Here is a 25,503-nt window from a genome sequence, read left to right as displayed (position 1 = left end):
AACAAATGTTTTCTGTGCGAAAGCGTAGTGTTAACGCAGCGACAGCAACAAATGTTTTCTGTGCGAAAGCGTAGTGTTAACGCAGCGACAGCAACAAATGTTTTCTGTGCGAAAGCGTAGTGTTAACGCAGCGACAGCAACAACATGATGTTGGTCACTCAGTCGTTGCCACAAGACGTGACGTTCTCCTATATTTCAGCAGTTGTTTTTTGACACCTGCTGAAAAGTAATTAAAACAGCATTCACCTCACCACCTATAGAAGTGGGAGACTTCTGTACCTGTCACTTCGCCTTCGTTACTTAACACTTGCTAAAAGAAGTTAAAGAAAAAAACCAGATGTCACTTGCTGACATCTGGTTTTTTGTTTGAATTAAAATCTACGAGGCCCTCTAAATGGTGGACCTGGTCGGAAAAACGGTGGTCCGAAAAATGGTGGTCTAAAAAATGGTGGTCCGAAAAATGGCGGTCCGAAAAATGGTGGTCCAAAAAATGGTGGTCCGAAAAACGGTGGTCTAAAAAACGGCCCACCGACTGGCCCAAAGCCTCCTGGAAAACCTCCGAAGAATGTCATAAGCTTCCTCCCTTTTTTTACTCTATCTTATGTAGGAAGATGCATTTATCACATGTCTATTGCCTATTCTATTTTTCTTCTCCTAAACGTTGTACCAAATTTGCTAGTGTACGTACCATTACCCCTGTACCACCTTTTGGGCCTAAGTCATGTACAGCAATCGCATCTGACGTTCCTGCAATATCTAAGTGAATCCATGGTGTATCACCAACAAACTCCCCAACGAAGCCTCCTCCAAAGATCATGTGTCCATCACGACCAGGAGAGTTATTTAAATCAGCGACGTCTGATTTACGAATTCGTTTTTTATCATTTTCTGTTAAAGGCATGCGCCACACAAATTCATCCGTCTCCTGTGCAGCTTCCATGAAAGCAGCAAAGAATTCATCATCATTAGAAAGGGCACCTGTTTTATCCATACCTAGTGCTGTAATTACTCCACCTGTTAACGTTGCAACATCGATCAGGGCAGTAGCTCCTTGTTGTTTAGCATATGTAGTAGCGTCTGCTAACACTAAACGTCCTTCCGCATCAGTATTTAAAACTTCTACCGTCTTACCGCTATATGTCGTAATGACATCATCCGGCTTAAATGCTGTGCTAGATACCATATTATCGGTAGAACCAATAACTGCTACGACATTTTTATTAGGACGTAATTCACCGATGATTTTCATAGCACCTAGCACTGCTGCCGCACCGCCCATATCGCCCTTCATGCCTACCATTGCATCTCTCGGCTTTAAGGAATAGCCACCTGTATCATACGTAACCCCTTTGCCGACAAGGCCAATTGGATCGTCAAAATCTTCAGTCGCTTTATATTTTAATGTGATTAAACGAGGTTCTTCATGGGAGCCTTGATTAACACATAAAATACCACCCATACCCAACTCTTCCATTTGTGCTTTATCTAAAATTTCCACTTCGAAATCGTACTCGACTGCAAGGGACTCTGCGTAATTAGCTAAATCTGTCGCTGTCAGTAAGTTTGGTGGTAAATTAATTAAACTACGTGCTTCATTTACTGCGTTTGCATAAATAGCACCAACCTCAAAGCTTGCCACCACTTCATCTAAATCATTTGCAGTAGTTACAAGGTGAACAGCGTCAATACGTTTCTCTACTTCATTTGATGTTATTTTGTAATGAGGAATTGAATAATATCCAAGACCTGTTCCCTCACCAGCTAAAAAGGCAACATCTGTTACAGTAATCGCCTCTGTCGTAAACGACTCAAGCCAAATCGAATATTCTTTAACCTTTAAAGCTCTTAGTTCCTTGCCAAGCAAGCCAAATGCTGCACGAATATCACCTTCTGTTAAATTTTTACGCTCATCCAAACCAACGAATAAAATACGTTTAAGAGCTGCATGGTCTTTTAAGAATGGCAATTTCGTCATTTTTTTAAACTCAGTAGATACATCCCCTGTACTAATCCACATATCAAGGGATTCTCCATAAAAGGATGAAAAGCTTGCCCAATCTTGCATTTGCTCACGATGTCTAGTGACTCCCACTACTAGCACTTCAGTAGAAATCGTTTCAAATGTTTTTGCTTCTTTTACAATATGCATGTCAAATTCCTCCATTCACTATTTCTATTATACCTAAGTTTCAGAAAACGCGTTATATTTAGCTTTTAGAAAATAATGAATGTTATAATAAAAGTAATTATAAGTGAAGGTTGTGATGATTATGAGTTTACTTCAAAATACCCCTTTACTCGTTGCCCTTTTTGCAGTTCTCTTTGCACAGTTTGTAAAAATCCCTATTCATTTTTTTATGACAAGAAAGATTAACTGGGGATTATTTACTTCCACCGGAGGAATGCCTAGCTCCCACTCCGCTTCCGTAACAGGGCTAACAACATCTATTGCCTATGAAACAGGATTAGATTCCCCCATTTTTGCCGTAGCCGCTATGTTTTCATTTATCGTCATGTATGATGCGAGTGGAGTACGCTTTCAGGCAGGTCAGCATGCAGCTGTATTAAATCAACTGCGTAAAGACTTTCAAACTTTACTTCATGATTTAAAAAAATGGCCACAAATGGATGGGCAAGAAAAAATGGAAGAGCTAAAAACATTGCTAGGCCACAAACGGAGTGAGGTATTTTTCGGGGCATTAACCGGCATTTTTATCGCTATCATCACATACCAGTTTATTTTGTGATAACAGACACATCCTCATGTTGAGGCTGTGTTTTTTTATATCGGAACACTTTTGTGATTTATCGGGAACATAAAAAAAATCAGTATTCTTCTCTTCATAGAAAGAAGAATACTGATAAGAGCAATTATGCCTAGGCATAATTGCGTCTGGAATCGGCTTTGTGCTAATGCCTGCGTGATGCAGGGCATGGATGCGATCGTTTATGCTAACATCCTTTGTTAACGCCTTTCCGATTCCGTGACATCCGCCGGAGGCTTTAGGCCAACAAATGTTTTTTGTGCGAAAGCGGAGCGTCAGCAACAAATGTTTTTTGTGAGAAAGCGGAGCGTCAGCAACAAATGTTTTTTGTGCGAAAGCGAAGCGTCAGCAATAGCACGATGTTGGTCACTCAGTCGTTGACAAGATGTGGCGTTCTAACACTGAGTTCCTCTATTTCAGCTAAAGTTTGGACATCTTACCTGTCGCCACGCTTTCGGTGCAAACTGCTAAAAGAAGTTAAAACATTCGATAACCACTTTTACGCAAATAAATCATGACAATCCCCGCAACAATTGAACCGGCAAAGCCACCCGATAAGATAGAAATATCTACAAACTGCAGTGCTTGCAACTTATCTAAAAGTGCTGGAAATGCTGAACCTGGCTTGAAAATATAATCTAAAAAGCTTACATCATCGATAATAAAGATAACAACAATTGGATACACAATTGCCATTAACCAAGTCATTCGCAGTAGCATATTCAATAAAAATCCAATACCAAAGAACATGACGAAAAATAACAAAATTGAAATAATTAACTGTACTAATGAAACTGGACCATCCATGTATGTATAACCTCCGTTTTCCTCTCATTAGTTTACATGATTACTACAACGCTTTCAATGAACATATCCTTGATTTCGCTTGTTCGTCATATTTAGGGATTATGACCACAATGTGTGGTTATTTCAGCTTCCTATGGCGTCCAGGCCACACTCCAATCAACTTATAAATAACATACATTTCAACAAATAATCCGCTACTTTTGATGATGAACCATCATTAAGAAATAAAAGAAACTATTGAAAACTAGTATACGACTAATTTTCAATAGTTTCTCTCTTTTCATTATGAAGCGGTTTGTGATACTAAATACTTTGGTGACTTCCAAAGCTCTGCCCATTTTTTAAAAGCGGCTATCACAATTATTAAGCCTAAAATTAACATAATAACAGACAATACACCATTTAACATATTGTATCCAGCAGCCGCTGTATTCCAATAAACATTTTTAATCATCCAAAGGCCAGCTACATTTACCGTGACATATAAATAGGCCAATGGAATAAAGCACGTTAAGGCGTAGATTCGCTTATCTGCAACTTTTAAGACTATTGTCACACCACATACTAAACCGATTGTTGCCATCAACTGATTCGAAACGCCAAATAATACCCAAATCGAACTAATATCTCCTGAATACAATAAATAACCCCACATAAAGCATGCCAGTGCACTTGCAAAGATTGTACCTGGAAGCCAATTTGTACGCTTCAGTGGCTTGTAGACATTGCCGCCAAAATCTTGAATTAAATAGCGCGCTACACGTGTTCCAGCGTCAATAGCCGTCAAAATAAAGACCGCCTCAAACATGATCACGAATTGATAGAAATAAGAAGACAATTCGGCAAACCAAGGAATCCCCGTGAAAATATCAGTCATTCCAACTGCTAGCGTTACAGCTCCACCTGTGCGTCCTTCTAAGTCCATCCCAATACTTTCGGCTAATGCATGTAGATGTACCGGTTCCATTCCTAATGTAGCAAAGACCGCAGGAGCTGAATTTATCGCAAAATAATCTGCAGGATGTAGAGCCGTTGCTGCGATTAAAGCCATTACACCTACTAAAGATTCTACGAGCATAGCACCGAAACCAACGATACGAATATCTTCCCAGCGATCAATCATTTTCGGCGTTGTCCCAGAGCCTACAAACGCATGGAAGCCAGAAATAGCCCCACAGGCAATTGTAATGGAGACGAATGGCCATACTGGACCAGCAATTACTGGACCACCACCATGTATAAACTCTGTAATTGGTGGAAATTGAATGATTGGGTTGACGAAAAAGACCCCAATGATTAACGCAATAAATACGCCAATTTTCATGAAACTACTTAAATAATCACGCGGGGCTAATAAGAGCCATACGGGTAATGCCGCCGCAAAAAATGCATAGATAGGTAGAATAATAGCTAAGGTATTACGGTCAAACGTTAAAAAATCACCAAAGGCTGTCCCTTGAATCATCGGTCCAATAAATACACCGATCATTAACAAAATAAAGCCAACTGTTGACGTTACAATTAAATTTCCTGTTTTACGATAAGCAATACCAACAAGCATCGCTATTGGAATCGTAATCCCTACTGCAAAAGTTCCCCACGGATTTCGCTCCAACGCACCAAGGACAACCATCGATAGCCCAGCCATTGTAATTGTAATAATGAAAAGCATGGCAAGGCCTGTACAAAATCCTGCAACAGGTCCTAACTCCTTCTTCATTACCTCTGATAACGACTTTCCTCCATGGCGCATAGAAGCGAATAACACTACCGCATCATGCACTGCACCACCGATTACTGCACCAATTAACAACCAAAGAAGCCCTGGCAAATAGCCAAATTGTGCAGCTAAAATAGGGCCAACTAACGGTCCAGCCGCTGCAATCGCTGCAAAATGATGACCAAATGTTACCCACTTATTCGTCGGAACATAGTCTTTACCATCCTCCATAGTGTGTGCTGGGGTGGGCGTATCATCTTTTATCTTAAGTACCTTCTTTGTGAAAAATATGCCATACAAACGATAGCTAATCATCAGTACACAAATGGAACCTATTACAATTGTAATAGCATTCATGTTATCACTCCTTTTTTACGTTTTCCACATCATAGCAAATGAATTGAACGATTATTCGTAAAATTCACCAAAATGTCAGAATTTTAAGTTGAAAGGGTGTTTTCTACTGTTGAAATGCAGTTATTTTGATAGCTGGAAAATCTTGCGCACTTCCTTCATATAAAGCCTGCTAACAGGTATCGAATGTCTATTATGCAAAATCAAATTGTATTTAGAATTACTCCAAGGCTCCAGCTCTACAATATGGTCTAAATTGACAATAAATGCCCGATGGACACGCACAAAACCTTTTAAAGTGAGTTTCTTCTCCAAAACGGCTAACGACTCTGATGCAAAATATTTCCCTTTCTCAGTGACAACAATCGTCTTACTATCTTCAGATGTACAATATAAAATTTCCTGTATATTAATAAGTAAAATTCGATCATTCATATAAACTGTTAATTTATCAAGCTTGTCCAATTGTAAATGCTTTAACTTCTCCATCGTTTTAGCCTGTGTCGCTCTTCTTTTCGCTACAAGCTTTTCAACTGCACTTTGTACACGCTCTTGCTCAAATGGTTTTAAAATATAATCAAAGGCGTTCACTTCGAATGCCTGTAATGCATACTCATCATAAGCAGTAGCAAAAATAATTTCAGGCTTAAATATGCTTTGTTGCAGCTGTTTTGCTAATTCAAGACCATTATTTACGCCTAGCTGAATATCTAAAAACACACAATCAATCTGCTCATACTGTGGATCCTGCAGTATATCCTCCAAATCCTCCGATTCTCCAATAATCTGGACTAACTTTGTTTGCTCCAATAAATATCGCAATTCAGCCCTTGCTAACGGTTCATCATCTACTATATAGACATTTAACATTTCTCTACTCCCATCTTGTGGCTTTTAACGGTAGCTGAATCATAATTTTTGTGCCAACGTCCAGCGTACTTGATACGTGAAAATCTGCCTCAGTTCCATAAATTTCATGGATACGCTGATAAATATTCCATAAAGCTGTCCCTGTCCCTTGCTCGGATTGCATGATCGTTTTGCCAAGCTGTTTAACTTGCTCTTCTTTCATTCCACAGCCATTATCCTCTGTCAACAGCAATAGCTTATTATTAATTCGTTGTACCTTCACGTCAATTTTGCCTTCCTTACGATTTTTAAAGGCATGATAAATGGCATTTTCAACAAGCGGCTGTAAGGTAAATGGCGGAATTTGCACGTCAAAAAGTGATTCATCTAAATGAAATTGCACATCATAGCGGTTCGGAAACCTCGTTTGTTCAATCGACAAATAAGCCTCCACATGGTCAATTTCATTTTTTAACGGAATCAGCATTTGACGAGCGCCCTGCAAATTACTCCTAAAAAATGTACTAAGCTTTATTAATAATGCTCTAGCTTCATCGGCATCCGTTCGAATCAAACTTGAAATCGTATTGAGACTATTAAAAAAGAAATGAGGATGAACCTGTGCTTGAAGCGCTTTAATTTCGGCATCCTTTAACAGCTTCCTTTGCTGCTCAACTTCAGCATATTCAAGCTGCGATGAAAATAATCGACTAAGCCCCTCAGCAAGCTCCTTTTTCGCCCCTGTTAATGAAGAAACGTTGATAAAATATAACTTTAACGTACCTACCGTTTTATGCTGTACTTTTAATGGTAAGACAATCGCAGCACTTAATGGACAATCTTCATGTGGACAATTTATTTCTTTTGCAGACATCGCTGTCATAATACGTCCCTCTACTAATACACGCTTCGTTAAAGCCGTCATTATTTCTTGATGAATAACATGATGGTCCTCACCTATTCCTACATGCGCTAAAATTCCACTTGTATCCGTAATCGCGACTGCATCAACTTCGATCTCTCTTTTAATAATTTCCGCAACCGTTCGGCAAGACTCTTTATTTAACCCTTTACGAAAATGTTCAATCGTTTGTTGTGCAATAGAGAAGGCTTGGTGTGTTTGTGATGCTTTTGTGTGCTCTTCCTCATCAATAAAAGTTTTAATAATAATGAAAAATATCAAAATCCCAAAGGCATTCATAAAAATCATCGGTAACGCTATTAAAAAAACTAATTGCAAAGCTTGTTCAAATGGTTTTGCTACTATTAAAATAATAAGCATTTGTAAAGTCTCTGCACAAATTCCGATAATAACAGCTTTTTTATAGGAGAAGGTTTGACGTATTTTTAATTGCTTACTTAAACTTCCAGTAATGAATCCTGCTAGTATTGTCGAAATACCACAGGCAACCGCTGTAAAACCGCCAAGGGTCATACGATGAATCCCTGCAATAATCCCCACGCTAACACCAACAAGTGGTCCACCAAAAATACCAGCAATCGCTACGCCAATTAACCTCGTATTCGCAATAGCTTCCTCTGCATTTATAGTGCTATGTATCATATTTAAGGGATTGATAGACCCACCTTCGATCTTTATCCCTGTATAGCTGCTAACTATACTTAAAGCACTAAAAATAATAATAAGCCAAACCTTTTCCTTAACCCCTTGATCCTGAAATAACACTCCTCGAAAGAGCCGCCATCTTGACATTAAAAAAGCAAACACAATGATTAGCCCTACTCGCTCTAACATAAATAAAAAAAGCTCCATCATAGGTCCCATCCTCTGTCACTTTATTTTTTAAAGAACAATTTATAAGAGGAATAGCCAAAGACATCTCCTGGGTTAATGCCTTCAATCCCCTCTAATTGGTGCTTTTCAAATTGGTTGGACGCCATTTCTTTTAACATGACTGATGTCATTTCATCCTGAACGAGCTCCGATGGATACATCCATTTCGCTGCTAATAATTCATTTTCCTGAATGCAAATCTGCTGCTGCTCATCCTTCATCCGACAATAAAATATCGCCATATTATCACTAATGTCACCACGAATCACTCCCGTTCGAAAACCAATTAAACCTGATACGTAGCAATCGATACCCGTTTCTTCTTTTAATTCACGAACAACCGCTTCATCTACGGTTTCACCAGCATTGACAAAACCAGCTGGCAATGACCATCTTCCCTTTAATCCACTATAAGCCTTTTTAACAACTAGCCATTGACCTAACGCATTTACTGTTACCCCTGCAACACCTAACCAAACTTTTCCTCTATCTTTTTTCATAAGCTTCACCCCTATAGCACTATTATAACGACCAATTCTCCCTATATAGAAGTATTAAATCAGAAAATTATGGTTACTCCATATACACACTGGTTCCAATTTTGTAAATATGTTACACTTTGTAGTAAAGGGAGTATTTACTCTATTTAGAGGGAGGCGTTTTATGTTAAACGAAATATCACCTAAGGCAAAACTTTTTATTATAGCGATAGTGTTACTCTTACTATTGCCCTTTATCGTTTTCTTGTTGCCGCATACCATTTCCCAAACGTTTTATTTTAGCAAAGATAATATCGTGCTAATTACTCCAACAAGCAACTTCACTATGCTTTTCCTAGCAATTACGTTCATTATTTTAACGTTGATCATGCTTGGTTTTAAACGAAATAAATACACCTATTTAATTACGATTATAGTCATCGTGAGCAGTCTAGCTTTAGGCTATTTTTCTCTTTTAAGTTATACCGCTATACAAAAAACACAAATGGTTTTCAAAGAATTTCATCATCAAACTACATATGAATGGCAAGATATTAAGGAAGTAATATATGAGTATGAAACAGATGCAGCAGGCACTTATTATTTCCAAACGAAAAATAACGAAAAGTTTGTCATTAAAGAAAATGGACAATTTGGCTTAGATGAAAAAAGCGCCATTTACACTATAGCAAATGACAATGGCGCTACATTTATAGAACGCGAGAAGGTAAAGTAACACTTATTTTGAACACCCTTAAAAAAGCCACTTTCGAGAGCGAAAGTGGCTTTTGGAATTTTTCACTGTATCCTACATGCTAAGATAGTACCCTATCTTTTTATGTAATAAGCTGTTCAAGCATTTTCCATACCAAACTACGAAAACTTATACTTCCAACTGCTTCATATCCCAATTAAGATTTAATATATTTTTTAATCGATTGACCTGATCTTCTCCAATTGTATTGACCAGTTGTTTTTCTATTTCTGCTTTACATAATTGATTTTTTTCAAAGCAATCTTCACCAAATTCAGTCATTCGAATAGCTTTATGTTTTTTACTATGTTCGACACTCATAACTGTCACCAACCCTTTAACTTCCAAACTCTTTATTATCTTATGGGTTGCTTGTCTTGAAAATTTAACATTTTTAGCTACATCTGAAATCGTAAGTTGTTTTTTATAAATAATCCCTAAAATATACCACTCTGAATTTGAAATATATATATCGTTTTGCTCATTCCACTTCTCTTCCGCAAGTCTTCGAAGTAGTTCGTGACGTTCGCTCAACAAATCAATGACATCTCGATTCTGCAATTCCTCCTTCAACTAGTTCACCTTCATTTCCTATTTTTCGTTATTAATATACAAAAAACAGCAGCAGTCGTCAACTAAGTTGACAAAAACGTTTTAATTGCTTACAATAGATTTAGTCAACTTAGTTGACAATATAGTTTGTTGGAGGGGATATACATGTACAACGTTGGCGATGTAGTCATTTACTCATCACATGGACTTTGTTCTATTGAAGATATTTGTGAACAAACCTTTAACGACATTACTAAATCTTATTATGTTTTACAACCACTAAATGAACCGCAATTAATCATTCGTACCCCTATTGACAATTCCAAAAAACAGCTTAGAGATGTTATTAAAAAAGAAGAAGCCCTCAGTATTTTACATTCATTCACATCACCTGGTGTGGAATGGATTGAACAAAATACACATCGAATGAGATTTCATTTAGAAATCATTAAATCTGGCAATCGCCAAAAACAAGCAAAGCTGTTAAACACATTGCTACGAAAAAAGCTCGAATATAAGACCAATGAAAAAAAATTCCCTAACCAGGAAGAAAAATTATTGCAATCTTTACAAGATACTATCTTTTCCGAATTTTCTATAGCTCTTAATAAACCATCCGATGAAATTTATGACTACGTTTTAACACAGCTTCACTAGTTGTGAATTATCGGTACAGTAATAAGGCCACGATCAAAAATAATCGTGGCCTTATTCTTATGTAAAAAGAAATATAAAAAGGTTCTGCTCCATAGTTGAAGCAAAGTAATAGTTCATGTTTAAAATCTTCATGCTCAATTACTATTCTCCAACATCAAAAAACCGACCTCTATACTTTCACAACTCGTTTGTAATTCACCTCCAATAGAAGTTCCTAGCCACCATTTACACGCATTATTTTCCAGTTAACAAAATTGTTTATCTTTGAGAAAATAATTATATACATAAAGATTTCGAGGTAGTAATTATTTGAAGAAAAATATTTTTACAAGCATTTTGTATATCCTAGTTTTTGTAGGTATGATCATCACATTATTTTTTGTATTTAAGGATATTGATAATTTATTTTTAGCTAAATTTGTAATTGGTTATTTAATTTTTCTTGTTTTATTCCTTATTTATATAGTAACCGTATCTATAATAAATTTAAGAAAATTAGATAAGTTGGATAAAAGAACACGGTTCTTAAAACTTATTGTTATTACCATTCTAATTAGTTGTTGTAACTTTATTTTTTACTATTTAAGAGAACCATCCAAAATAACTTTTTACAATATTGTACTTTCACCATTAGTTATATCACTCGTTTTAATTTTTTCGGATTTACCGTTCTTATCGAAAAATAAAAAATATTAGGATCTTTAAAATTTCGGGGCTTATTGATGAGTGATTCTCTGATTTACGAGTCCTTTTCTTATGCCCACACATAGCTGTATGACTTGCTGAACATTACCATTCAATACCAACGGATAATGTTCAAAGTTTGTTTATGAATGATCACAAATATCCATAAAAGTTAAGATTTGCATCTAGGATCGATATTCATACCTGCCAATTTCTTTTGTTTTCTTCGACCAGCACACAGGATTGCTTCTAAGAGGTTTTTTCAATTATTTTTGTAAGTTAATTCTTATCTTTTTTCCCTGTGGTAACGGTCAATCATCTGTTGCATGTTATTCTACATATAGTGGGAGGTAATAATTTGATTATTTTTTCGTTTATTATCGTTTACTTCATGCCTATACTCGGGATTATTTTTTGTTTAAATCTTGTCAGCATTTTAACTAAAATTAAGAAGGATGAAAAGACAACGAAAAATACATTTTGGCTTACACTTTCATTCGTTCTAATAATTTGGTCTATATCTATGGGAACTATTATGGGAGTAAGACGAAATTGCCAACTCCATTTTGTTAGGAGCTTCTCCATTGCTCCTACAGCTTCTATTTCTTCTTTTTCAAGAACATACAAAAAAGCCTTTTCAATTCGTTATGTTTTCCAACATACAAATTAAAAAGGCTTGGTATCTACACACATTTTCTAATCACAAATCTCAGGCGTACCTTCACGTTTCGCCGTTTTAAAAGACGTGCCACAGCCGCATGATGCAATCGCATTTGGATTATCGATCGTGAAGCCACCGCCCATTAGCGATTGCTTATAGTCAATTTTTGTCCCCATTAAAATCGGCGCATCTTCACGGGAAACAAGAATTGTTAAACCATGTTGTATATCTTCAAAATCATCTTCTTTTTTCTCTTTATCGAAATGCATACCGTATGATAGGCCACTGCATCCGCCACCATTAACAACTACACGTAAAAACGAACCTTGCTCTTCATTGTGCTCCATCATTTCATTAATATGAAAGACAGCCGCTTCAGTAACTTCAATTACTTGCTTACTTGTCATCCCAATCACCTTCCTTCTTCTTATTATCATATCAATTTTGACTATTGTATGACAAACATTCAGCTTCAAAAGGGTTTTTAGTAAAAATTCTAATATTTTTCACATTTTTAGTATTTTTTATCCATTTCTATAAAATCTTCATTGGTATAATAGTTATAATAAGTCGATGAAAGAGGTATAAAATATGGAGATTTCACCTTATTACGAAAAAAAAATTCAATGTCTTAATTGCAACAAAGAATTTCCAACATTAAAAGTACGCTCTAAATTCATTAAAGTAGATCATACAGAAACAGATTTTCATCCTATTTATGCAGACGGTGTAAATGCCCTTTATTATAATGTATTTGTTTGTGAGCATTGTGGATTTTCATTTACAGAAGATTTTTCAAAATATTTTTCTCCTGGTACGCAAGATGATATTCGCGCGCAAATTACAGAAAAGTGGGTACACCATGATTTTAAGGGCGAACGCACTGTATTCCAAGCAATACAAGCATATAAATTAGCATTCCTTTGCGGTACGATTAAAAAAGAAAAATTTGTTGCTATAGCTGGGCTTACATTACGTCTTGCATGGCTTTATCGTTCACTAAAAAACGAAGGCCAAGAGCAGCGCTTTATGACAATGGCCCGAGATTACTATATGGATTCGTATTCAACTGAGGATTACAGCTCAACGCAAATGTCAGATATACGCATTATGTATATGATTGCCGAACTATCACGACGTATAGGTGATTTAGAAAATGCTACACGCTTCTTTTCAAAGGTCATTGAAAAGCAAAGTAATGGCGGAGAAGCGAAGATCGTGGATATGGCTAAGGAACAATGGGCAATTATTCGAGAAGAAAAAGAACATGCTCGCCAACTATAAGAAAAAAAGTTCTAGCCTGAATAATATCAGCTAGAACTTTTTTAGTCGTTTTAGAATACTTGCTCTACTTCAATAACACCTGGTACTTCTTCTAATAATGCGCGCTCGATACCAGCTTTAAGTGTAATTGTTGAACTTGGGCAACTACCACATGCACCTAATAAACGTAATTTTACAATGCCGTCTTCTACATCTACTAATTCACAGTCTCCACCGTCACGTAGTAAGAATGGGCGTAATTTATCTAATACCTCTTGAACTTGATCGTTAATTGTTGCTTCAGCCATTTGTCTCGACTCCTTTCCTTATAATGATTATAATGTTAGCAACAGAAAAAATCCAATATTGAATCACGAGGAGTGGAAATGAAATGAGTCAAACGAAACCAATGATTGAAATTTACGGAACAGCGGTAATCTGCGCAAGTTGTGTCAATGCCCCGTCTTCAAAGGATACATATGAGTGGCTACAAGCAGCCATAGATCGAAAATATCCAAACCAAGGATATGATATTCGCTATATCGATATCGAAGGACCAATTGAGAATGAGCGCGATCAAGATTATGCTACACGTATTCAAGAAGATGAATTTTTTTATCCACTTGTCCTGATAAATAATGAAGTAGTGGGCGAAGGCTATGTGCAATTAAAGCCTGTATTTACTGCACTTGAAAACTTAGGTTTCGTTCCTGGCGAAACCGTTTAAAAGAAATAAAAGGAATTGTTTCAAATATAAATTTTGAAACAATTCCTTTTTATAAGGATTAACAACCTAATTAGTCATTTTGACGTTTGTAGTACCATAATAATCCTGATTTCATTAAGCGTGCGATACGTCCTGTTACTGTTGTATCTGCTAAGTAAACGAAGCCTTGTTTTTTACCAAGAGCTCCCATGAATCCTTTTAATTTAATGTCTGGCATTTTCTCTGGTAGGTTTTCGCCTTTCCAACGCATGCGAAGTACTTTAACGATTTGTTCTGCTTGCTCCTCCGCTAACTGCGCAGTTGGAGGTAATTCTGAAGCAGCACAGTCACCTACAACATATACATGCTCATCATCAAGAAGATTGAAATATTGTGTGACAACCGGACGTCCTTGTTTATCTTTCTCGACTTCTAAATCACGAACAATTTTGACTGGCTGTACACCAGCAGTCCATACTACAGTATCGAGTTCAATTTCTTCATCGTGATTGTAAATTTTACCTTGTTCGATTTTTGTAATATTTGAATTGGCAATAACTTCAACATCATGCTTTACGAACCAGTCTTTCACATATTTACTTAGCTTTTCTGGGAAGTCCTTTAGAATACGTGGACCACGGTCGAATAGCTTTATTTTTAAATCTGAACGGCTTTCACGTAGCTCACTTGCAAGCTCAATACCACTTAAGCCCGCTCCTACAATTCCGACTGAAGAGCCTGCTGGTAAACCACAAAGTGCTTGGAATGTTGAACGTGATTTTGCCATTGTCTGAATGCTATATGTGTACTCCTCTGCACCTGGTACACCATGATATTTATCCTCACAGCCAAGACCAATGACTAAATCATCATATTCAATACGTTGTCCATCTTCTAAAATGACTACTTTTTCCGCACGATTAATTTCAACAACTTCTCCGTATACAGCCGTTAAACGTTCATGCTCCGGGAAGCATACACGAATTTCTTTATCTGTTGCAGTCCCTGCTGCTAATGCGTAAAATTCTGTTTTTAAACTATGGAAAGGGGCTCTGTCTACTATTACAACTTCTTTATCTAATGGAAGGTTTGGTAAAAGTCGAAGCATAACACGCATATTGCCGTAGCCGCCACCTAAAAGTACTAATTTTCCCATAATAGTCTCCTTTTATATCTCTTGTATTAATTGTTCACAAAGTATCCACAAAAGAGTATAACTGATTGTGAGAAGTTTCACAATATCAGAATGCAATTTTGTGAAAGATTTCACAAAACACATGCTAACTTGCTTTTTTCGAACGGTTTTTGTATCATTTGGGATCTGATGAATTGTCGCTATTGTTTGAATTTTCCTTGAATATCGTTTTCTTCTCTTCACTTTTGTAAAGGGAATTTACATCATTTGGCGTGCGCACAACTTTATCATTTAGTATCTGCTTTTATATCAAGATCCACTCAAATCATTGACGAATGTTTTAAAAGCGAGTAGCATTACTTTGGTGAGGTGACATGTATGAATCCAATGGTTGAATTTTGTATAAGTAATTTGGCAAATGGCTCTCAAAAAACTTATGAAATATTAGAGCGTGATCCGAACATCGACGTTTTGGAATATGGCTGCCTTAGTTACTGTACAAAATGTTCAGAATCATTTTATGCAATCGTCAATGGTGAACTAGTTGAGGCTGATTCTCCTGAAGCGTTGACGAAGGCCATTTATCAATTTATCGAAGAAAATCCATTATGGTAATGAAGGTGTAATCCCTCATTCATCTAATGATGAAACACTTACTCTAAATTTGAACATATAAAAAGGATGTTATGCCAAAAAAATCGACATAAGCATCCTTTTTTTATGTTTGAACTATTCATTCAATTATGCCTCGGCAATTAAAGCTTCTACCACATAGGTAGGTTGCAGTTCCTTTTCAAGTACAACCTTTGTTGGTGTAACACCCGTATTGACATGGATTGTGTCACAGCCAAAACGAATTCCACACATAATATCTGTGTCGTAATTATCGCCAATCATCACCATTTCATCTTTCTTAAAGTCATGCTCTGTTGCAATGACTTCAAGCATTGCCGGTGATGGTTTACCGATATAGATTGGCTCAACGTCTGCAACCTCGCCTACTAATCGGGCAAACGACCCATTCCCTGGCAAAAATCCATGTTCTGTCGGGAATTTAATATCTTGATTCGTTGCTATAAACATCGCACCATTTTGCACAGCAATTGTAGCCTTCGCAAGTGCCATATAATCTAGATTTCGATCAATTCCCATAACAAATACCTCTGGCTCATCCTTAGTTGGTTCAATGCCTTCATTAAATAATGCTTTACGAATACCATCAGAACCTAGCATGGCTACTTTTTTGCCAGGGAAATTCAAGGCTACATATTTTGCAGTAACTAATGCACTAGAGTAAATATGTTCTAACGGTGCATGCACACCTATAGCGCATAAAGCTTCCTGCAGTTGCTCTCTAGTCTTAGAAGAATTGTTTGTTACGTAAAATGGCTCGATTCCTGTTTGTTGTAACCGATGAATAAAAGTAATCGCAGAAGGGATGCCGTCCTTTCCACGGTACACTGTACCATCTAAATCGAAACAATATGCCTTGTAGGTTTTCATTGATGATCCTCTGGTAAAAATGCGGAAACAGGGCCGAGTTCATTTGTTAAATAACTATTCACAGCTGGTGAGAATTGCTTTAATGCTGGTAAAGTCGTTGTTAACACATTAACAACTTCCTGAACATCTACATTTGTGAATTCACGAACAAGCATTTTACGTAAGCCAACTACTGCTTTTAACGGCGCTTCCATTTCAGTAGATACGACTTTTTCATCGATTAAAATATCAATTATATCCTCATAGCTTCCTGGATCACGCATAATGAAACCGTCAATCATTAAATTTCCTACATCCATCATTGACTCCATCACATTGTGACCAATTCGCTCGATTGCTAATTTCTTCATATCGTTTTCTAGCCAGCTATCTTCTGACTCTAAAATTGCTAATAGTCCATCTAAGTACTGTAAGTTTTTTGTGATTTTATTACGATCTACAAAATACACAAGGAAAGCCCCCATTCAAATCTTTAAAAGTTGATAGTCATTTCTCTTCTATAGTACCATATCTATAGGACTGGAAGGAGATTAAAAGATGGAACGTTTTTTTTTATATGATGATGTAGAAGATACAAAAACACGCTTTGTTAGTTTTGCCGGGGATAAGTTACGTTATGATTTAGCCATTTTGCAATCGGGGCGTTTCTTTGGAAAAGTGCTTGTCATGGATATTCAATTTGGACGCTTTGCTATAATTGGTCCAGATGATGTAGAAGAACCTGGCTATCTTGAACACGTATACAATCGCACGGAGGAAGATACAGTCGAGCTACGGGAATACTTACGTGAATTATTAAATTAACACCCTCCAAAGTGGGTGTTTTTTTGTGCCTGCAAAATAGCAATTAAGAATTTAATACAAAAAAATTCCGCTTTTCTGGGAAAATAGAGTTCTAATTTGCGCACTATGCAACAGAAGGTTGGCGGAATTTTTTTGTAAATATCTTAAGTATCAATTATCCTCGTCGGATCGTGCTCCTACTTTTCATTATTTAATTTAGCAGGATTATCCTTATTGCGAGGCTTGTCTTTGTTCTCATTGTCATTTTGTTTTTTAGCTTGTTGATTTTGCCCAATTACTCCTAAATCATCAACACTAATATCAAAGCCAAATCCGTATTCTTCACGATCTAACGATTTTTTATTTTCTTTAGTCAAATTAATCACCTCCAATAAATAAATTATCCTTATTCCCATGATTTATACGCTTTGTCTTTCCACTTCAACAATACTAGCATTATGCTGTTGCATCCTTAATAATCCAATCAGCAGCACTAATTAAATCTGGAAAAACCGCATCTGCCAGTGGATCTTTCGCACCTAAAAATACTCCCTTAGTTCCTGCTCGTTTGCCTGCTATAATATCTGTATCTGTATCTCCCACCATGTAGGATTTTGCTAAGTCAATATTATATTTTTCACCAAGATCTACGATTAATTTACTACTGGGTTTACGGCAGGCACAGCCCGATTTTGGTTTATGGGGGCAATAGACAACTTCGTGAATCATGGCCCCTTCCTTCTTCAATTCTTTTACCATATGCTCGTGTATTTTTTGTAGCTGCGTTTCTTTCATAAAACCCAATCCAACGCCACCTTGATTGGTTACTACAAATATATAGTCGAAGTATTTATTCAATTTTTTTATAGCTTTCGAAACATGCGGCAGGAAATAGAGATCCTTAGGTTTATTGACAAATTTAACGCGATCCGTTAAAACTTCATTGATGACCCCATCACGATCCAAAAATACAGCTTTTTTCATCTAAACAACACACACCTTTAATATAAAATAAGTAGGTTAGTATAATAGCCAAATATACAGGTTCATCTCCATAGCGTGAGGTTGATTTCCGTTCCGGCTGGGCGCTTTGTGCTGCCACTTCGCTTTCGCGCAGCTTCCTGGGGGCGTCCGATGAGCCGCTTCACTCGCGATGCTCGCTCCAGGGTCTCATCTGTGACGCTGATCCCCAAGGAGTCGCCCAGCCTCCACTCCAATCAACTTATATCAATGGAATATGTTTTATCAGTGTCATCCCAGCTTTGGTGAAAAGCCAAAAATAAAACAATTTTTTGCATTCACTTTTATTATTACCAAATTTAAAAAACCTATCACTGCAAAGTAAAAACCTGATGCAATTTGCATCAGGTTTTAAATGTTTATTCTGCTATTTGTTCATTCTCAGCAAGCTTTGTCACTTGACTATCTTCACTTACTACAACTACCGGCTGCTGAGTGGATTTACCGGTTTTGCGCAAGACGAAATATGCACAGCCAAAATTACAATACTCAAATAAGTAATCTTGTAATGTACTAATCTTCGTATCGAAAGTGGCTTTTTGATTTTTATCATCAAAAAAGCCTTTTAAGCGTAATTGACTATAGCCCCAGTCGCCCACAATATAATCATATCTGGCTAAAATATCTGAGTATCGTTCCTTGAATACTTCCTCTTGAAAAGCTTCTTTGTAATCTTCAATAATTTCGTATTCATATCCTTCAATATTGATCAAAGTGGCACCGCCTTCTATTTCAGCATTTGTTCTTACTGTTCTGCTTGTAGCTGACGTTCTTTTGTCGCTTCGTTAACTTGTTCATCAGCATGATAGCTACTACGTACAAGTGGGCCTGCCTCACAATGCTTAAACCCTTTTTCCATTGCGATTTTACGTAGTTTACCAAACTCTATTGGAGAATAATACTTTTTAACAGGCAAATGCTTTTTCGTTGGCTGTAAGTATTGACCAATTGTCATAATATCTACGTCGTTTGCTCGTAAATCGTCCATAACTTCTAAAATTTCTTCATGTGTTTCACCTAAGCCTATCATTAATGATGACTTCGTAGGGATGTCTGGCTGCATTTCTTTTGCCAAACGAAGAAACTCTAATGAACGCTCATACTTTGCACGTGCACGTACTCTTGGCGTTAAGCGGCGTACTGTTTCAATATTATGATTTAAAATATCCGGCTTCGCATCCATTAACATTTGAAGGTTCTCTTGTAAACCACCTAAATCGGATGGTAAAACTTCAATTGATGTAAACGGACTTTTACGACGAATTGCACGGACTGTTTCAGCTAATACTTGCGCACCGCCATCCTTTAAGTCATCACGCGCTACCATTGTAATAACAACGTGCTTCAAGTTCATAATAGCTACTGAATCTGCTACTCGTTCTGGTTCAGCTAGGTCTAATTCATTTGGTAAGCCTGTTTTAACAGCACAGAAACGGCAAGCACGCGTACAAACCGATCCAAGGATCATCATTGTTGCTGTACGTCGTTCACCCCAGCATTCATGAATATTAGGACAGCGTGCCTCCTCACATACTGTATGCAGATTTTTTTCACGCATGAGCTTCTTTAGCCCTTTATATTCATCATTTGTGTTTAATTTAATTTTTAACCAATCTGGTTTTCTTAAATATTCTTCTTTTTCTTTGCTTGTAGGTTTACAAGATGTCATACGGATATCGCCCCTATCAAATATATGCAGTTTTTATATTACTATCTTCACTGTCAATGTAACATATTAAATGAACTCCAACAACTATAACAATTCAATTATGCCTCGGCATAATTGCGTCCGGAATTGGGCTTTGTGCTTAGGATTGCGTGATGCAGGTCAGTGGATAAGCTTTCGGCAAAGAACATTCGCTGAAAGAAGTTAAACATTTTTACTTTTTAGGAGAGATAGGTACTTGAATTGACGGTACCTCTTCACCACCATTTGAATAAACACTTGGAACATCCCCTCTTACTAAGCCCATTGCCACTGGAATATCCTGAGTAACTGTAGTAGTTTTACTAGCAAAAGGGACAATAATTTGCACATTTACTTCTATATGAATCCCTACCGACATATAGGCACTATTTATACCAAATTCCTCTATTGAAGAAGTAACTTCACTATGCACATTGCCAATTACATGAAAGCGTATTGGAATTTTAGGTCCTAAATTCCCGATTAAAGGGATATTAGCCGCCTGACTCAACGGCATATAAAAAACTACCCCATTCCCTTCATTGATCTTGTTATAATCATATTCAACATTATCAAGATTTGGCAAATGCGACAACTCGCCTTGCTCTGCCTGCTCTAAATACAATTTTACTTGATTGACCGTTTCTGTTCGAACTCGATTAATCGTTTCAGTATTAACTTTCAAATCAGCATGGTTCCCAGGGGATACTTCTACAAGAATATCATTAACATCCATAACACTTGATGTACGAGAATCAATCGCTTTACTCACAACGGAAGATGCAATTTTAGCCGTTTGTATTTCAGCATAATCTAAGTAGGTCGGCATAAGCTTCTCATTTAAATAATAAATAAATAAAAAAACACCGATAATCATAAATACGACTACTAGGGTTAATCGATTCAATCGACTTCCCTTTTTTCTATAAGTGCCATGATTACTATATGATCGTAATTTCATTCTTTTTCGAGGGAAAAACAAAAAATCTCCTCCTGTTCCTTAACGTATGAACAGGAGGAGATTTTTATTCGATTTTCACTGGTACAACATAATCTACTTCAACGCTTTCTATTATTACGGTTGGATAGTCCATTAAATTAATTTCATATGTAGCTGCTAATAATTGATTTTGTTCCTCAAAAATACGCATCCAAGGTAATGCGGCATTCAATGCATTTTGTCTCGATACAATACCTCGGCGCCCATCCGATAATTTTAAAATAACACCATTTGGATAATGGACAACAGACCTTTTCAATGCTTTGACAATACGTGCATCGTATATTGTTCCAGCGCCTGCTTCTAAAATGGCTAGACCCTGAGAAGGTAGCATTTTTTCTCGATATACACGACTTGTAGTCACCGCATCAAAGACGTCTGCCACACCAATAATTTTGGCAAATGGATGGATTTCAAAATCCACCAAGCCCCTTGGATAACCACTCCCATCAATCCGTTCATGATGTTGGAAAGCACAATGTGCAACAATCAATGATATGGAATGTAAATTACGTAACAAGTCAAAACCATATCGAGTATGCTGCTTCATCATTTCAAACTCTTCACACGTTAGGCGCTCAGGCTTTGTGAGGATCTCCTTTGGTACCATAAGCTTCCCAATGTCATGTAGCAAAGCGCCAATTCCAATTAAACGTAAATCCTCTACTGAGTATCCAAGCTCTTTTGCAATCGCTATCGAATATAGTGTGACTTGAAAGGAATGTTGATATAAATATTCATCAAACAAATAAGCATCTGTTAGTATTGTTAAAATTTCATCATTCCCCTTTATTGCCAACAGTAACTCGTCTACAATTGAGACAATTGCTTTTGATTGTTGGTCAAGCACATAAGAGGCATTTACTGGATTTAAACCATTGATTGATTGGAAAGAATCTTTAATGGTTGAAATTGCTTTATTTCGAATAACAGTTGGCACTGTTTCCTGTACCTCAATACCCTTTGAAATTTTATCGTCAATATATAAATAATGCGTATTTAATTGTTGAAGCCTTTGTATGATACGTTCATTAATGACAACATCTTTCTTTAAAAGAGGATGCCCTGCCTCATTCCAAATGGTTCTTGCTAATACCATTCCTTCTTTTAATACATCGATTGAAATTAATCGCATGACCTTTTCCCCAATCCATTCTTAAAGCGTTTTATCTACTATTACTGAAAGAATCTTTGACCATAATCTATCATAATGTTTCGTAAAAATTCTGGTAGAATATATTTTTTCTTAGCATATTTAAAGCTTGGATAAAAATAACCGAACGTAAACAAATCAAGTGTTACTAATTTATAAATTCGATCATTATTCGCAAGCTTCCCATTGATAAGTAATTGGCGATCTTCATTCATCGAAAAGCCATAAGTTAACATCTTCCCAAAAATAACGCCTCTAAACCCTAATCCTTTTAGCTCAATATATGGCCATTCTTCATTTTTAGATTGCTGAAAAATTTCTTTCATTTCAGCAACTGATAATTCAATCGTACATAAATTTATAGGATGTGGGAAAATTCTATGCAAATCTAGTGCTGTCACTGTTCCCTTAGGTAAACCATCTAAAAAAATACCCGCGTTAAATAACGCACAATCTGCTCCACTTTTCTCTAAAATTGCACGCGCAAACAAATCGGATAATTGCGAATAATGGAACCATTCCTTGTTGTACGATTTTCCCGTAGTGAATACGGGAATATCAAGTAATCGTTTGCCTTCCTTTTCAAAATATTGAACGATTTCATGTTCATTTTTAATCGCAGGCAAATCATTATTATGAATTAATGTATCCTTTTTTTCAACAATCTTCCTAGATTTTGTATCATATTCTAACATAAGATGGCCGGTATATTGTCCAAATTTCCCTCCACCCGTTAATAAAACGCCATTAATTAGCTTTCCATTAGGGAGAACATGATGTGTATGTGAGCCGAATATAACATCTATTTCTGGGCATTCCTCAGCTAAAAGCTCATCCTCTGTTATCCCTAAATGTGATAAACAAACAATTATATCTACTTCTTCGCGAAGCTGAAGTGCTAAGCGAATGAGTGAACTTCGTGCCTCATCTATCTCCCAATCTAATTCGTTATAATAAATTTCAAACATAGCCGTTGCTGCAATGACTGCAATCTTTGTGCCATAAGCAGTTGTTAATACAACATACGGCTTCATCCACGCAGGATTTGGTACTTGTGAGGCATTCACATTAGCAACTACTACGTCAAAAGTTGCTTCATCATACAAATGGTACAGCTCCTCATGGGACAATGTTATACCTTCGTTATTACCAATTGTCACTACGTCGTAGCCCGCTTCATTCAATAATCTCACATTGCCCTTACCGACTGTTGCTTCCGTATAAATATTCGAACGATCTAAATGATCGCCAACATCAAATAAATAACTTGTTTCTCCCATGGTTGTTAGCTTCGTACGCATTTCTTCCACATAGGTTTGCATTCGTGGCCAATACTTAAAATGACTGTGCAAATCATTCGTATGAAATATATGAATTTTTTCCAGCAATTAAGCCACCTCTTCTTTAAATTAGCTTCTATGTCTGTAGAAGACTTTCTAGCAAAATCATCTTCACTTTCCGAACCTAATATTACAATAACCCTTCGATAATAGAACGAATTCCTAATAATAATAAAATAACTCGAAGCGCTACTACAAGCGTATCTGATTTAATTCTTTTATTGAATGCGGCCCCTAGCTTTGCTCCAATATAAGCTCCTGGAATAACAGGAATCGTATAGAGCCATGGAACGTGTCCTAAATAAATATGACTCGCTGAATTAACAATCGACGTTAAAAACACCATGAACATCGATGTTGCCACTGCAACGTGCGGTGGGAATAAAAATAAAATAATCATGGCAGGTACAATCATCGAGCCTCCACCGATGCCAAATAATCCAGAGGCAAAGCCTATGCCAAATGTTAATGCAATGGCAAACCATATGGGATACCCATAGATAAAGGTATTTCCTTCTTTATCTTTGAACTCCTGTTGCATGCCGTTTTTTACAAACCATTCTACAGGTTTCAAACGATCACGTACAAGTAATATCGTCGCTAAAATGATTAGTAAAATACCAAAATACAAATTAAATGATGGTACATCTAGCCCCTTATTTACCCATGCACCCAGCATTGTTCCAGGTATACTTCCTATAAAGAATATCCAACCACTCTTATAATCAACTGTTTTAGATTTCATATAGCTTAATGTAGAGGCAAGTCCAGTAAAAATCATCATGACAACAGATAAACCAACTACTTTTTGAGGAGTGATATCTGGTATCATCCCTAAATTTAACCCAACGTATAAAGTTGCTGGAACTAAGATAATTCCTCCACCAAGCCCAACCAACGAGCCAATTATCCCAGATAATAATGCTATAATAGCTAAAACAAAAAATTCCATTATAGTTCCCCTTCAAACATGTTTAATTGTTTAGGCGCTAACCCTATGTCTTTAATCGCTAGAATACCTTGTAATTCCTTTGCATTTTTCGCAGCATGAAGCCCTGAATTATTATTAAATAATACATATAGATCCTGTACTTCTGATTGGAGATGTTTCAAATGCTGTCCAAGCTGCTGCAATTCTTCACTATTGTAATCATATAAAAAGCGAACCTTCCGCCAGTTCTCGGCATTACCAGTATTACGCCAGCCATGAATGTTACGTCCATGAATACGTACAAGTGCCTTCGTCGCAGTAACCGCAGGATAAAACGGTACAGAGCCCACGCCTGCCTGTGGTTCATCACAAATTGTATGAATGAATTGATGCTCTCGTAAAAAATCCATTGTTTGCTGCACTACATTGTCCGCATACCATGTTCGATTGCGAAACTCGATAGCTACGTCAAAGCCTTTGAGCTGCTGCCTAATATACAATAAATATTGTACATTCTTAGTCTGACAATCAAACCACGGTGGGAATTGTGCTAGTACAATCGCCAGCTTCCCATGACGTTTAAATTCATTGGCACATTCGATAAAGGCATTAAACATGTCATTCTTTGATTCAAACGGTATGTCGCCACGTAAATGACCAGTCATTCCTTGATAGGCCTTCACAACAAAACGAAAATTTTCGGGTGTATCCTCACACCACTTTCGAACATTCTCTTTAGAAGGTATTGCATAAAAAGAAGTATCTACTTCTACCGTTAAAAAGTGACCTGTATAATCGAATAATTTGTCCTTTGAGGCAGTCACTTCACTATAAAGCGAAGGATGATCACCCCAACCAGTTAATCCAACTATAATCATGTGACCCCTCCTCTATGTATATTTATC

29 protein-coding genes are annotated in these 25,503 nt (G+C 36.8%); 7 read left to right on the top strand and 22 right to left on the bottom strand.

Annotated features, from left to right (window positions below):
* Window positions 1-371: 371 nt before the first annotated feature.
* Both ACIQ7N_RS09710 and ACIQ7N_RS09705 read right to left on the bottom strand, forming a co-directional pair.
* Window positions 372-572: a hypothetical protein gene (locus ACIQ7N_RS09710; protein WP_402931641.1), complete on the bottom strand. Its 201-nt coding sequence runs from the start codon at window positions 570-572 to the stop codon at window positions 372-374.
* Between the two features lie 68 nt (window positions 573-640).
* On the bottom strand, window positions 641-2,149 hold the full coding sequence (locus tag ACIQ7N_RS09705; protein WP_402931639.1) for a leucyl aminopeptidase: 1,509 nt from the start codon (window positions 2,147-2,149) through the stop codon (window positions 641-643).
* 115 nt (window positions 2,150-2,264) lie between these two features.
* Here ACIQ7N_RS09705 and ACIQ7N_RS09700 point away from each other — a divergent pair, with 115 nt between their 5' ends.
* The gene (locus ACIQ7N_RS09700) at window positions 2,265-2,747 is read left to right on the top strand and encodes a divergent PAP2 family protein (protein ID WP_132361740.1); all 483 of its coding nucleotides are present in this window, start codon (window positions 2,265-2,267) and stop codon (window positions 2,745-2,747) included.
* Window positions 2,748-3,242: 495 nt separating this feature from the next.
* On the opposite strand, the gene ACIQ7N_RS09695 is transcribed toward ACIQ7N_RS09700, so the two are convergent.
* The 5 genes from ACIQ7N_RS09695 to ACIQ7N_RS09675 all read right to left on the bottom strand — a co-directional run bounded on the left by ACIQ7N_RS09695 (window position 3,243) and on the right by ACIQ7N_RS09675 (window position 8,790).
* Window positions 3,243-3,572: a YuiB family protein gene (locus tag ACIQ7N_RS09695; RefSeq protein WP_132361742.1), complete on the bottom strand. Its 330-nt coding sequence runs from the start codon at window positions 3,570-3,572 to the stop codon at window positions 3,243-3,245.
* 283 nt (window positions 3,573-3,855) lie between these two features.
* On the bottom strand, window positions 3,856-5,649 hold the full coding sequence (locus tag ACIQ7N_RS09690; RefSeq protein WP_402931637.1) for a carbon starvation CstA family protein: 1,794 nt from the start codon (window positions 5,647-5,649) through the stop codon (window positions 3,856-3,858).
* A gap of 120 nt (window positions 5,650-5,769) precedes the next feature.
* A complete protein-coding gene (locus ACIQ7N_RS09685) occupies window positions 5,770-6,516 on the bottom strand; it encodes a LytR/AlgR family response regulator transcription factor (RefSeq protein WP_402931635.1) in 747 nt (248 codons plus the stop codon).
* A 4-nt stretch (window positions 6,517-6,520) separates the two neighbouring features.
* Entirely contained in the window at window positions 6,521-8,269 is a 1,749-nt protein-coding gene (locus ACIQ7N_RS09680) for a LytS/YhcK type 5TM receptor domain-containing protein (protein ID WP_402931708.1), read from the bottom strand.
* Between the two features lie 23 nt (window positions 8,270-8,292).
* Window positions 8,293-8,790 carry an NUDIX hydrolase gene (locus ACIQ7N_RS09675; RefSeq protein ID WP_132361748.1) on the bottom strand — a complete coding sequence of 166 codons (498 nt, stop codon included), beginning with the start codon at window positions 8,788-8,790 and terminating at the stop codon, window positions 8,293-8,295.
* Between the two features lie 163 nt (window positions 8,791-8,953).
* Here ACIQ7N_RS09675 and ACIQ7N_RS09670 point away from each other — a divergent pair, with 163 nt between their 5' ends.
* Window positions 8,954-9,505 (top strand): hypothetical protein, encoded by a 552-nt coding sequence (locus ACIQ7N_RS09670; RefSeq protein ID WP_402931633.1) that lies wholly within the window; start codon window positions 8,954-8,956, stop codon window positions 9,503-9,505.
* Between the two features lie 147 nt (window positions 9,506-9,652).
* Here the strand turns inward: ACIQ7N_RS09670 and ACIQ7N_RS09665 are convergent, their stop codons facing one another.
* Window positions 9,653-10,096: a MarR family winged helix-turn-helix transcriptional regulator gene (locus tag ACIQ7N_RS09665; protein WP_402931631.1), complete on the bottom strand. Its 444-nt coding sequence runs from the start codon at window positions 10,094-10,096 to the stop codon at window positions 9,653-9,655.
* Window positions 10,097-10,240: 144 nt separating this feature from the next.
* Here ACIQ7N_RS09665 and ACIQ7N_RS09660 point away from each other — a divergent pair, with 144 nt between their 5' ends.
* Entirely contained in the window at window positions 10,241-10,732 is a 492-nt protein-coding gene (locus ACIQ7N_RS09660; RefSeq protein ID WP_370078073.1) for a CarD family transcriptional regulator, read from the top strand.
* 1,380 nt (window positions 10,733-12,112) lie between these two features.
* Here the strand turns inward: ACIQ7N_RS09660 and ACIQ7N_RS09655 are convergent.
* Window positions 12,113-12,484, bottom strand: coding sequence for a HesB/IscA family protein (locus ACIQ7N_RS09655; protein WP_248717003.1), 372 nt, complete (start codon window positions 12,482-12,484; stop codon window positions 12,113-12,115).
* Between the two features lie 184 nt (window positions 12,485-12,668).
* Here ACIQ7N_RS09655 and ACIQ7N_RS09650 point away from each other — a divergent pair, with 184 nt between their 5' ends.
* A complete protein-coding gene (locus tag ACIQ7N_RS09650; protein ID WP_402931630.1) occupies window positions 12,669-13,361 on the top strand; it encodes a DUF2225 domain-containing protein in 693 nt (230 codons plus the stop codon).
* Window positions 13,362-13,411: 50 nt separating this feature from the next.
* Here the strand turns inward: ACIQ7N_RS09650 and ACIQ7N_RS09645 are convergent, their stop codons facing one another.
* The gene (locus ACIQ7N_RS09645) at window positions 13,412-13,648 is read right to left on the bottom strand and encodes a NifU family protein (protein ID WP_100546189.1); all 237 of its coding nucleotides are present in this window, start codon (window positions 13,646-13,648) and stop codon (window positions 13,412-13,414) included.
* A gap of 83 nt (window positions 13,649-13,731) precedes the next feature.
* Here ACIQ7N_RS09645 and ACIQ7N_RS09640 point away from each other — a divergent pair, with 83 nt between their 5' ends.
* Window positions 13,732-14,067 (top strand): YuzD family protein, encoded by a 336-nt coding sequence (locus ACIQ7N_RS09640; protein WP_132361758.1) that lies wholly within the window; start codon window positions 13,732-13,734, stop codon window positions 14,065-14,067.
* Between the two features lie 70 nt (window positions 14,068-14,137).
* Here ACIQ7N_RS09640 and ACIQ7N_RS09635 read toward each other — a convergent pair whose 3' ends face one another.
* Window positions 14,138-15,202, bottom strand: a complete 1,065-nt coding sequence (locus ACIQ7N_RS09635) for an NAD(P)/FAD-dependent oxidoreductase (protein WP_132361760.1) — start codon at window positions 15,200-15,202, stop codon at window positions 14,138-14,140.
* A 357-nt stretch (window positions 15,203-15,559) separates the two neighbouring features.
* Between ACIQ7N_RS09635 and ACIQ7N_RS09630 the strand changes: the two genes are divergently transcribed.
* On the top strand, window positions 15,560-15,796 hold the full coding sequence (locus tag ACIQ7N_RS09630; protein WP_132361762.1) for a YuzB family protein: 237 nt from the start codon (window positions 15,560-15,562) through the stop codon (window positions 15,794-15,796).
* Window positions 15,797-15,922: 126 nt separating this feature from the next.
* On the opposite strand, the gene ACIQ7N_RS09625 is transcribed toward ACIQ7N_RS09630, so the two are convergent.
* Both ACIQ7N_RS09625 and ACIQ7N_RS09620 read right to left on the bottom strand, forming a co-directional pair.
* Window positions 15,923-16,684 (bottom strand): TIGR01457 family HAD-type hydrolase, encoded by a 762-nt coding sequence (locus ACIQ7N_RS09625; protein ID WP_402931627.1) that lies wholly within the window; start codon window positions 16,682-16,684, stop codon window positions 15,923-15,925.
* Window positions 16,681-17,133 (bottom strand): DUF86 domain-containing protein, encoded by a 453-nt coding sequence (locus ACIQ7N_RS09620; protein ID WP_323656016.1) that lies wholly within the window; start codon window positions 17,131-17,133, stop codon window positions 16,681-16,683. Before ACIQ7N_RS09620 ends, ACIQ7N_RS09625 begins: the two co-directional genes overlap by 4 nt.
* Window positions 17,134-17,221: 88 nt before the next feature.
* On the opposite strand from ACIQ7N_RS09620, the gene ACIQ7N_RS09615 reads away from it, so the two are divergent.
* Window positions 17,222-17,488, top strand: coding sequence for a DUF3055 domain-containing protein (locus tag ACIQ7N_RS09615; protein WP_049669114.1), 267 nt, complete (start codon window positions 17,222-17,224; stop codon window positions 17,486-17,488).
* Window positions 17,489-17,664: 176 nt separating this feature from the next.
* On the opposite strand, the gene ACIQ7N_RS09610 is transcribed toward ACIQ7N_RS09615, so the two are convergent.
* From ACIQ7N_RS09610 to ACIQ7N_RS09570, 9 genes are all read right to left on the bottom strand, one after another.
* Window positions 17,665-17,883 carry a hypothetical protein gene (locus tag ACIQ7N_RS09610; protein WP_402931625.1) on the bottom strand — a complete coding sequence of 73 codons (219 nt, stop codon included), beginning with the start codon at window positions 17,881-17,883 and terminating at the stop codon, window positions 17,665-17,667.
* A gap of 40 nt (window positions 17,884-17,923) precedes the next feature.
* Window positions 17,924-18,451, bottom strand: a complete 528-nt coding sequence (locus tag ACIQ7N_RS09605; RefSeq protein WP_248717007.1) for a D-glycero-alpha-D-manno-heptose-1,7-bisphosphate 7-phosphatase — start codon at window positions 18,449-18,451, stop codon at window positions 17,924-17,926.
* Window positions 18,452-18,846: 395 nt separating this feature from the next.
* Window positions 18,847-19,200 carry a YutD family protein gene (locus tag ACIQ7N_RS09600; protein ID WP_248717008.1) on the bottom strand — a complete coding sequence of 118 codons (354 nt, stop codon included), beginning with the start codon at window positions 19,198-19,200 and terminating at the stop codon, window positions 18,847-18,849.
* A 32-nt stretch (window positions 19,201-19,232) separates the two neighbouring features.
* Window positions 19,233-20,156, bottom strand: coding sequence for a lipoyl synthase (lipA, locus tag ACIQ7N_RS09595; RefSeq protein WP_132361772.1), 924 nt, complete (start codon window positions 20,154-20,156; stop codon window positions 19,233-19,235).
* Window positions 20,157-20,367: 211 nt separating this feature from the next.
* A complete protein-coding gene (gene yunB, locus ACIQ7N_RS09590) occupies window positions 20,368-21,156 on the bottom strand; it encodes a sporulation protein YunB (protein ID WP_402931622.1) in 789 nt (262 codons plus the stop codon).
* A gap of 43 nt (window positions 21,157-21,199) precedes the next feature.
* Window positions 21,200-22,309: an HD-GYP domain-containing protein gene (locus ACIQ7N_RS09585; protein WP_274067502.1), complete on the bottom strand. Its 1,110-nt coding sequence runs from the start codon at window positions 22,307-22,309 to the stop codon at window positions 21,200-21,202.
* Window positions 22,310-22,350: 41 nt separating this feature from the next.
* Window positions 22,351-23,715 (bottom strand): bifunctional metallophosphatase/5'-nucleotidase, encoded by a 1,365-nt coding sequence (locus tag ACIQ7N_RS09580; RefSeq protein ID WP_402931620.1) that lies wholly within the window; start codon window positions 23,713-23,715, stop codon window positions 22,351-22,353.
* A gap of 82 nt (window positions 23,716-23,797) precedes the next feature.
* Complete coding sequence (locus tag ACIQ7N_RS09575; protein WP_402931618.1) at window positions 23,798-24,619, bottom strand: sulfite exporter TauE/SafE family protein; 822 nt, start codon at window positions 24,617-24,619, stop codon at window positions 23,798-23,800.
* On the bottom strand, window positions 24,619-25,476 hold the full coding sequence (locus ACIQ7N_RS09570; RefSeq protein WP_402931616.1) for a DUF72 domain-containing protein: 858 nt from the start codon (window positions 25,474-25,476) through the stop codon (window positions 24,619-24,621). Before ACIQ7N_RS09570 ends, ACIQ7N_RS09575 begins: the two co-directional genes overlap by 1 nt.
* Window positions 25,477-25,503 lie beyond the last annotated feature (27 nt).

It is taken from the genome of Lysinibacillus sp. NPDC095746 (assembly GCF_044763535.1).
Lineage (GTDB): Bacteria > Bacillota > Bacilli > Bacillales_A > Planococcaceae > Lysinibacillus.
The sequence above is the reverse complement of the archived record's forward strand: the minus strand, read 5'-3'. Positions and strand labels throughout refer to the sequence as shown.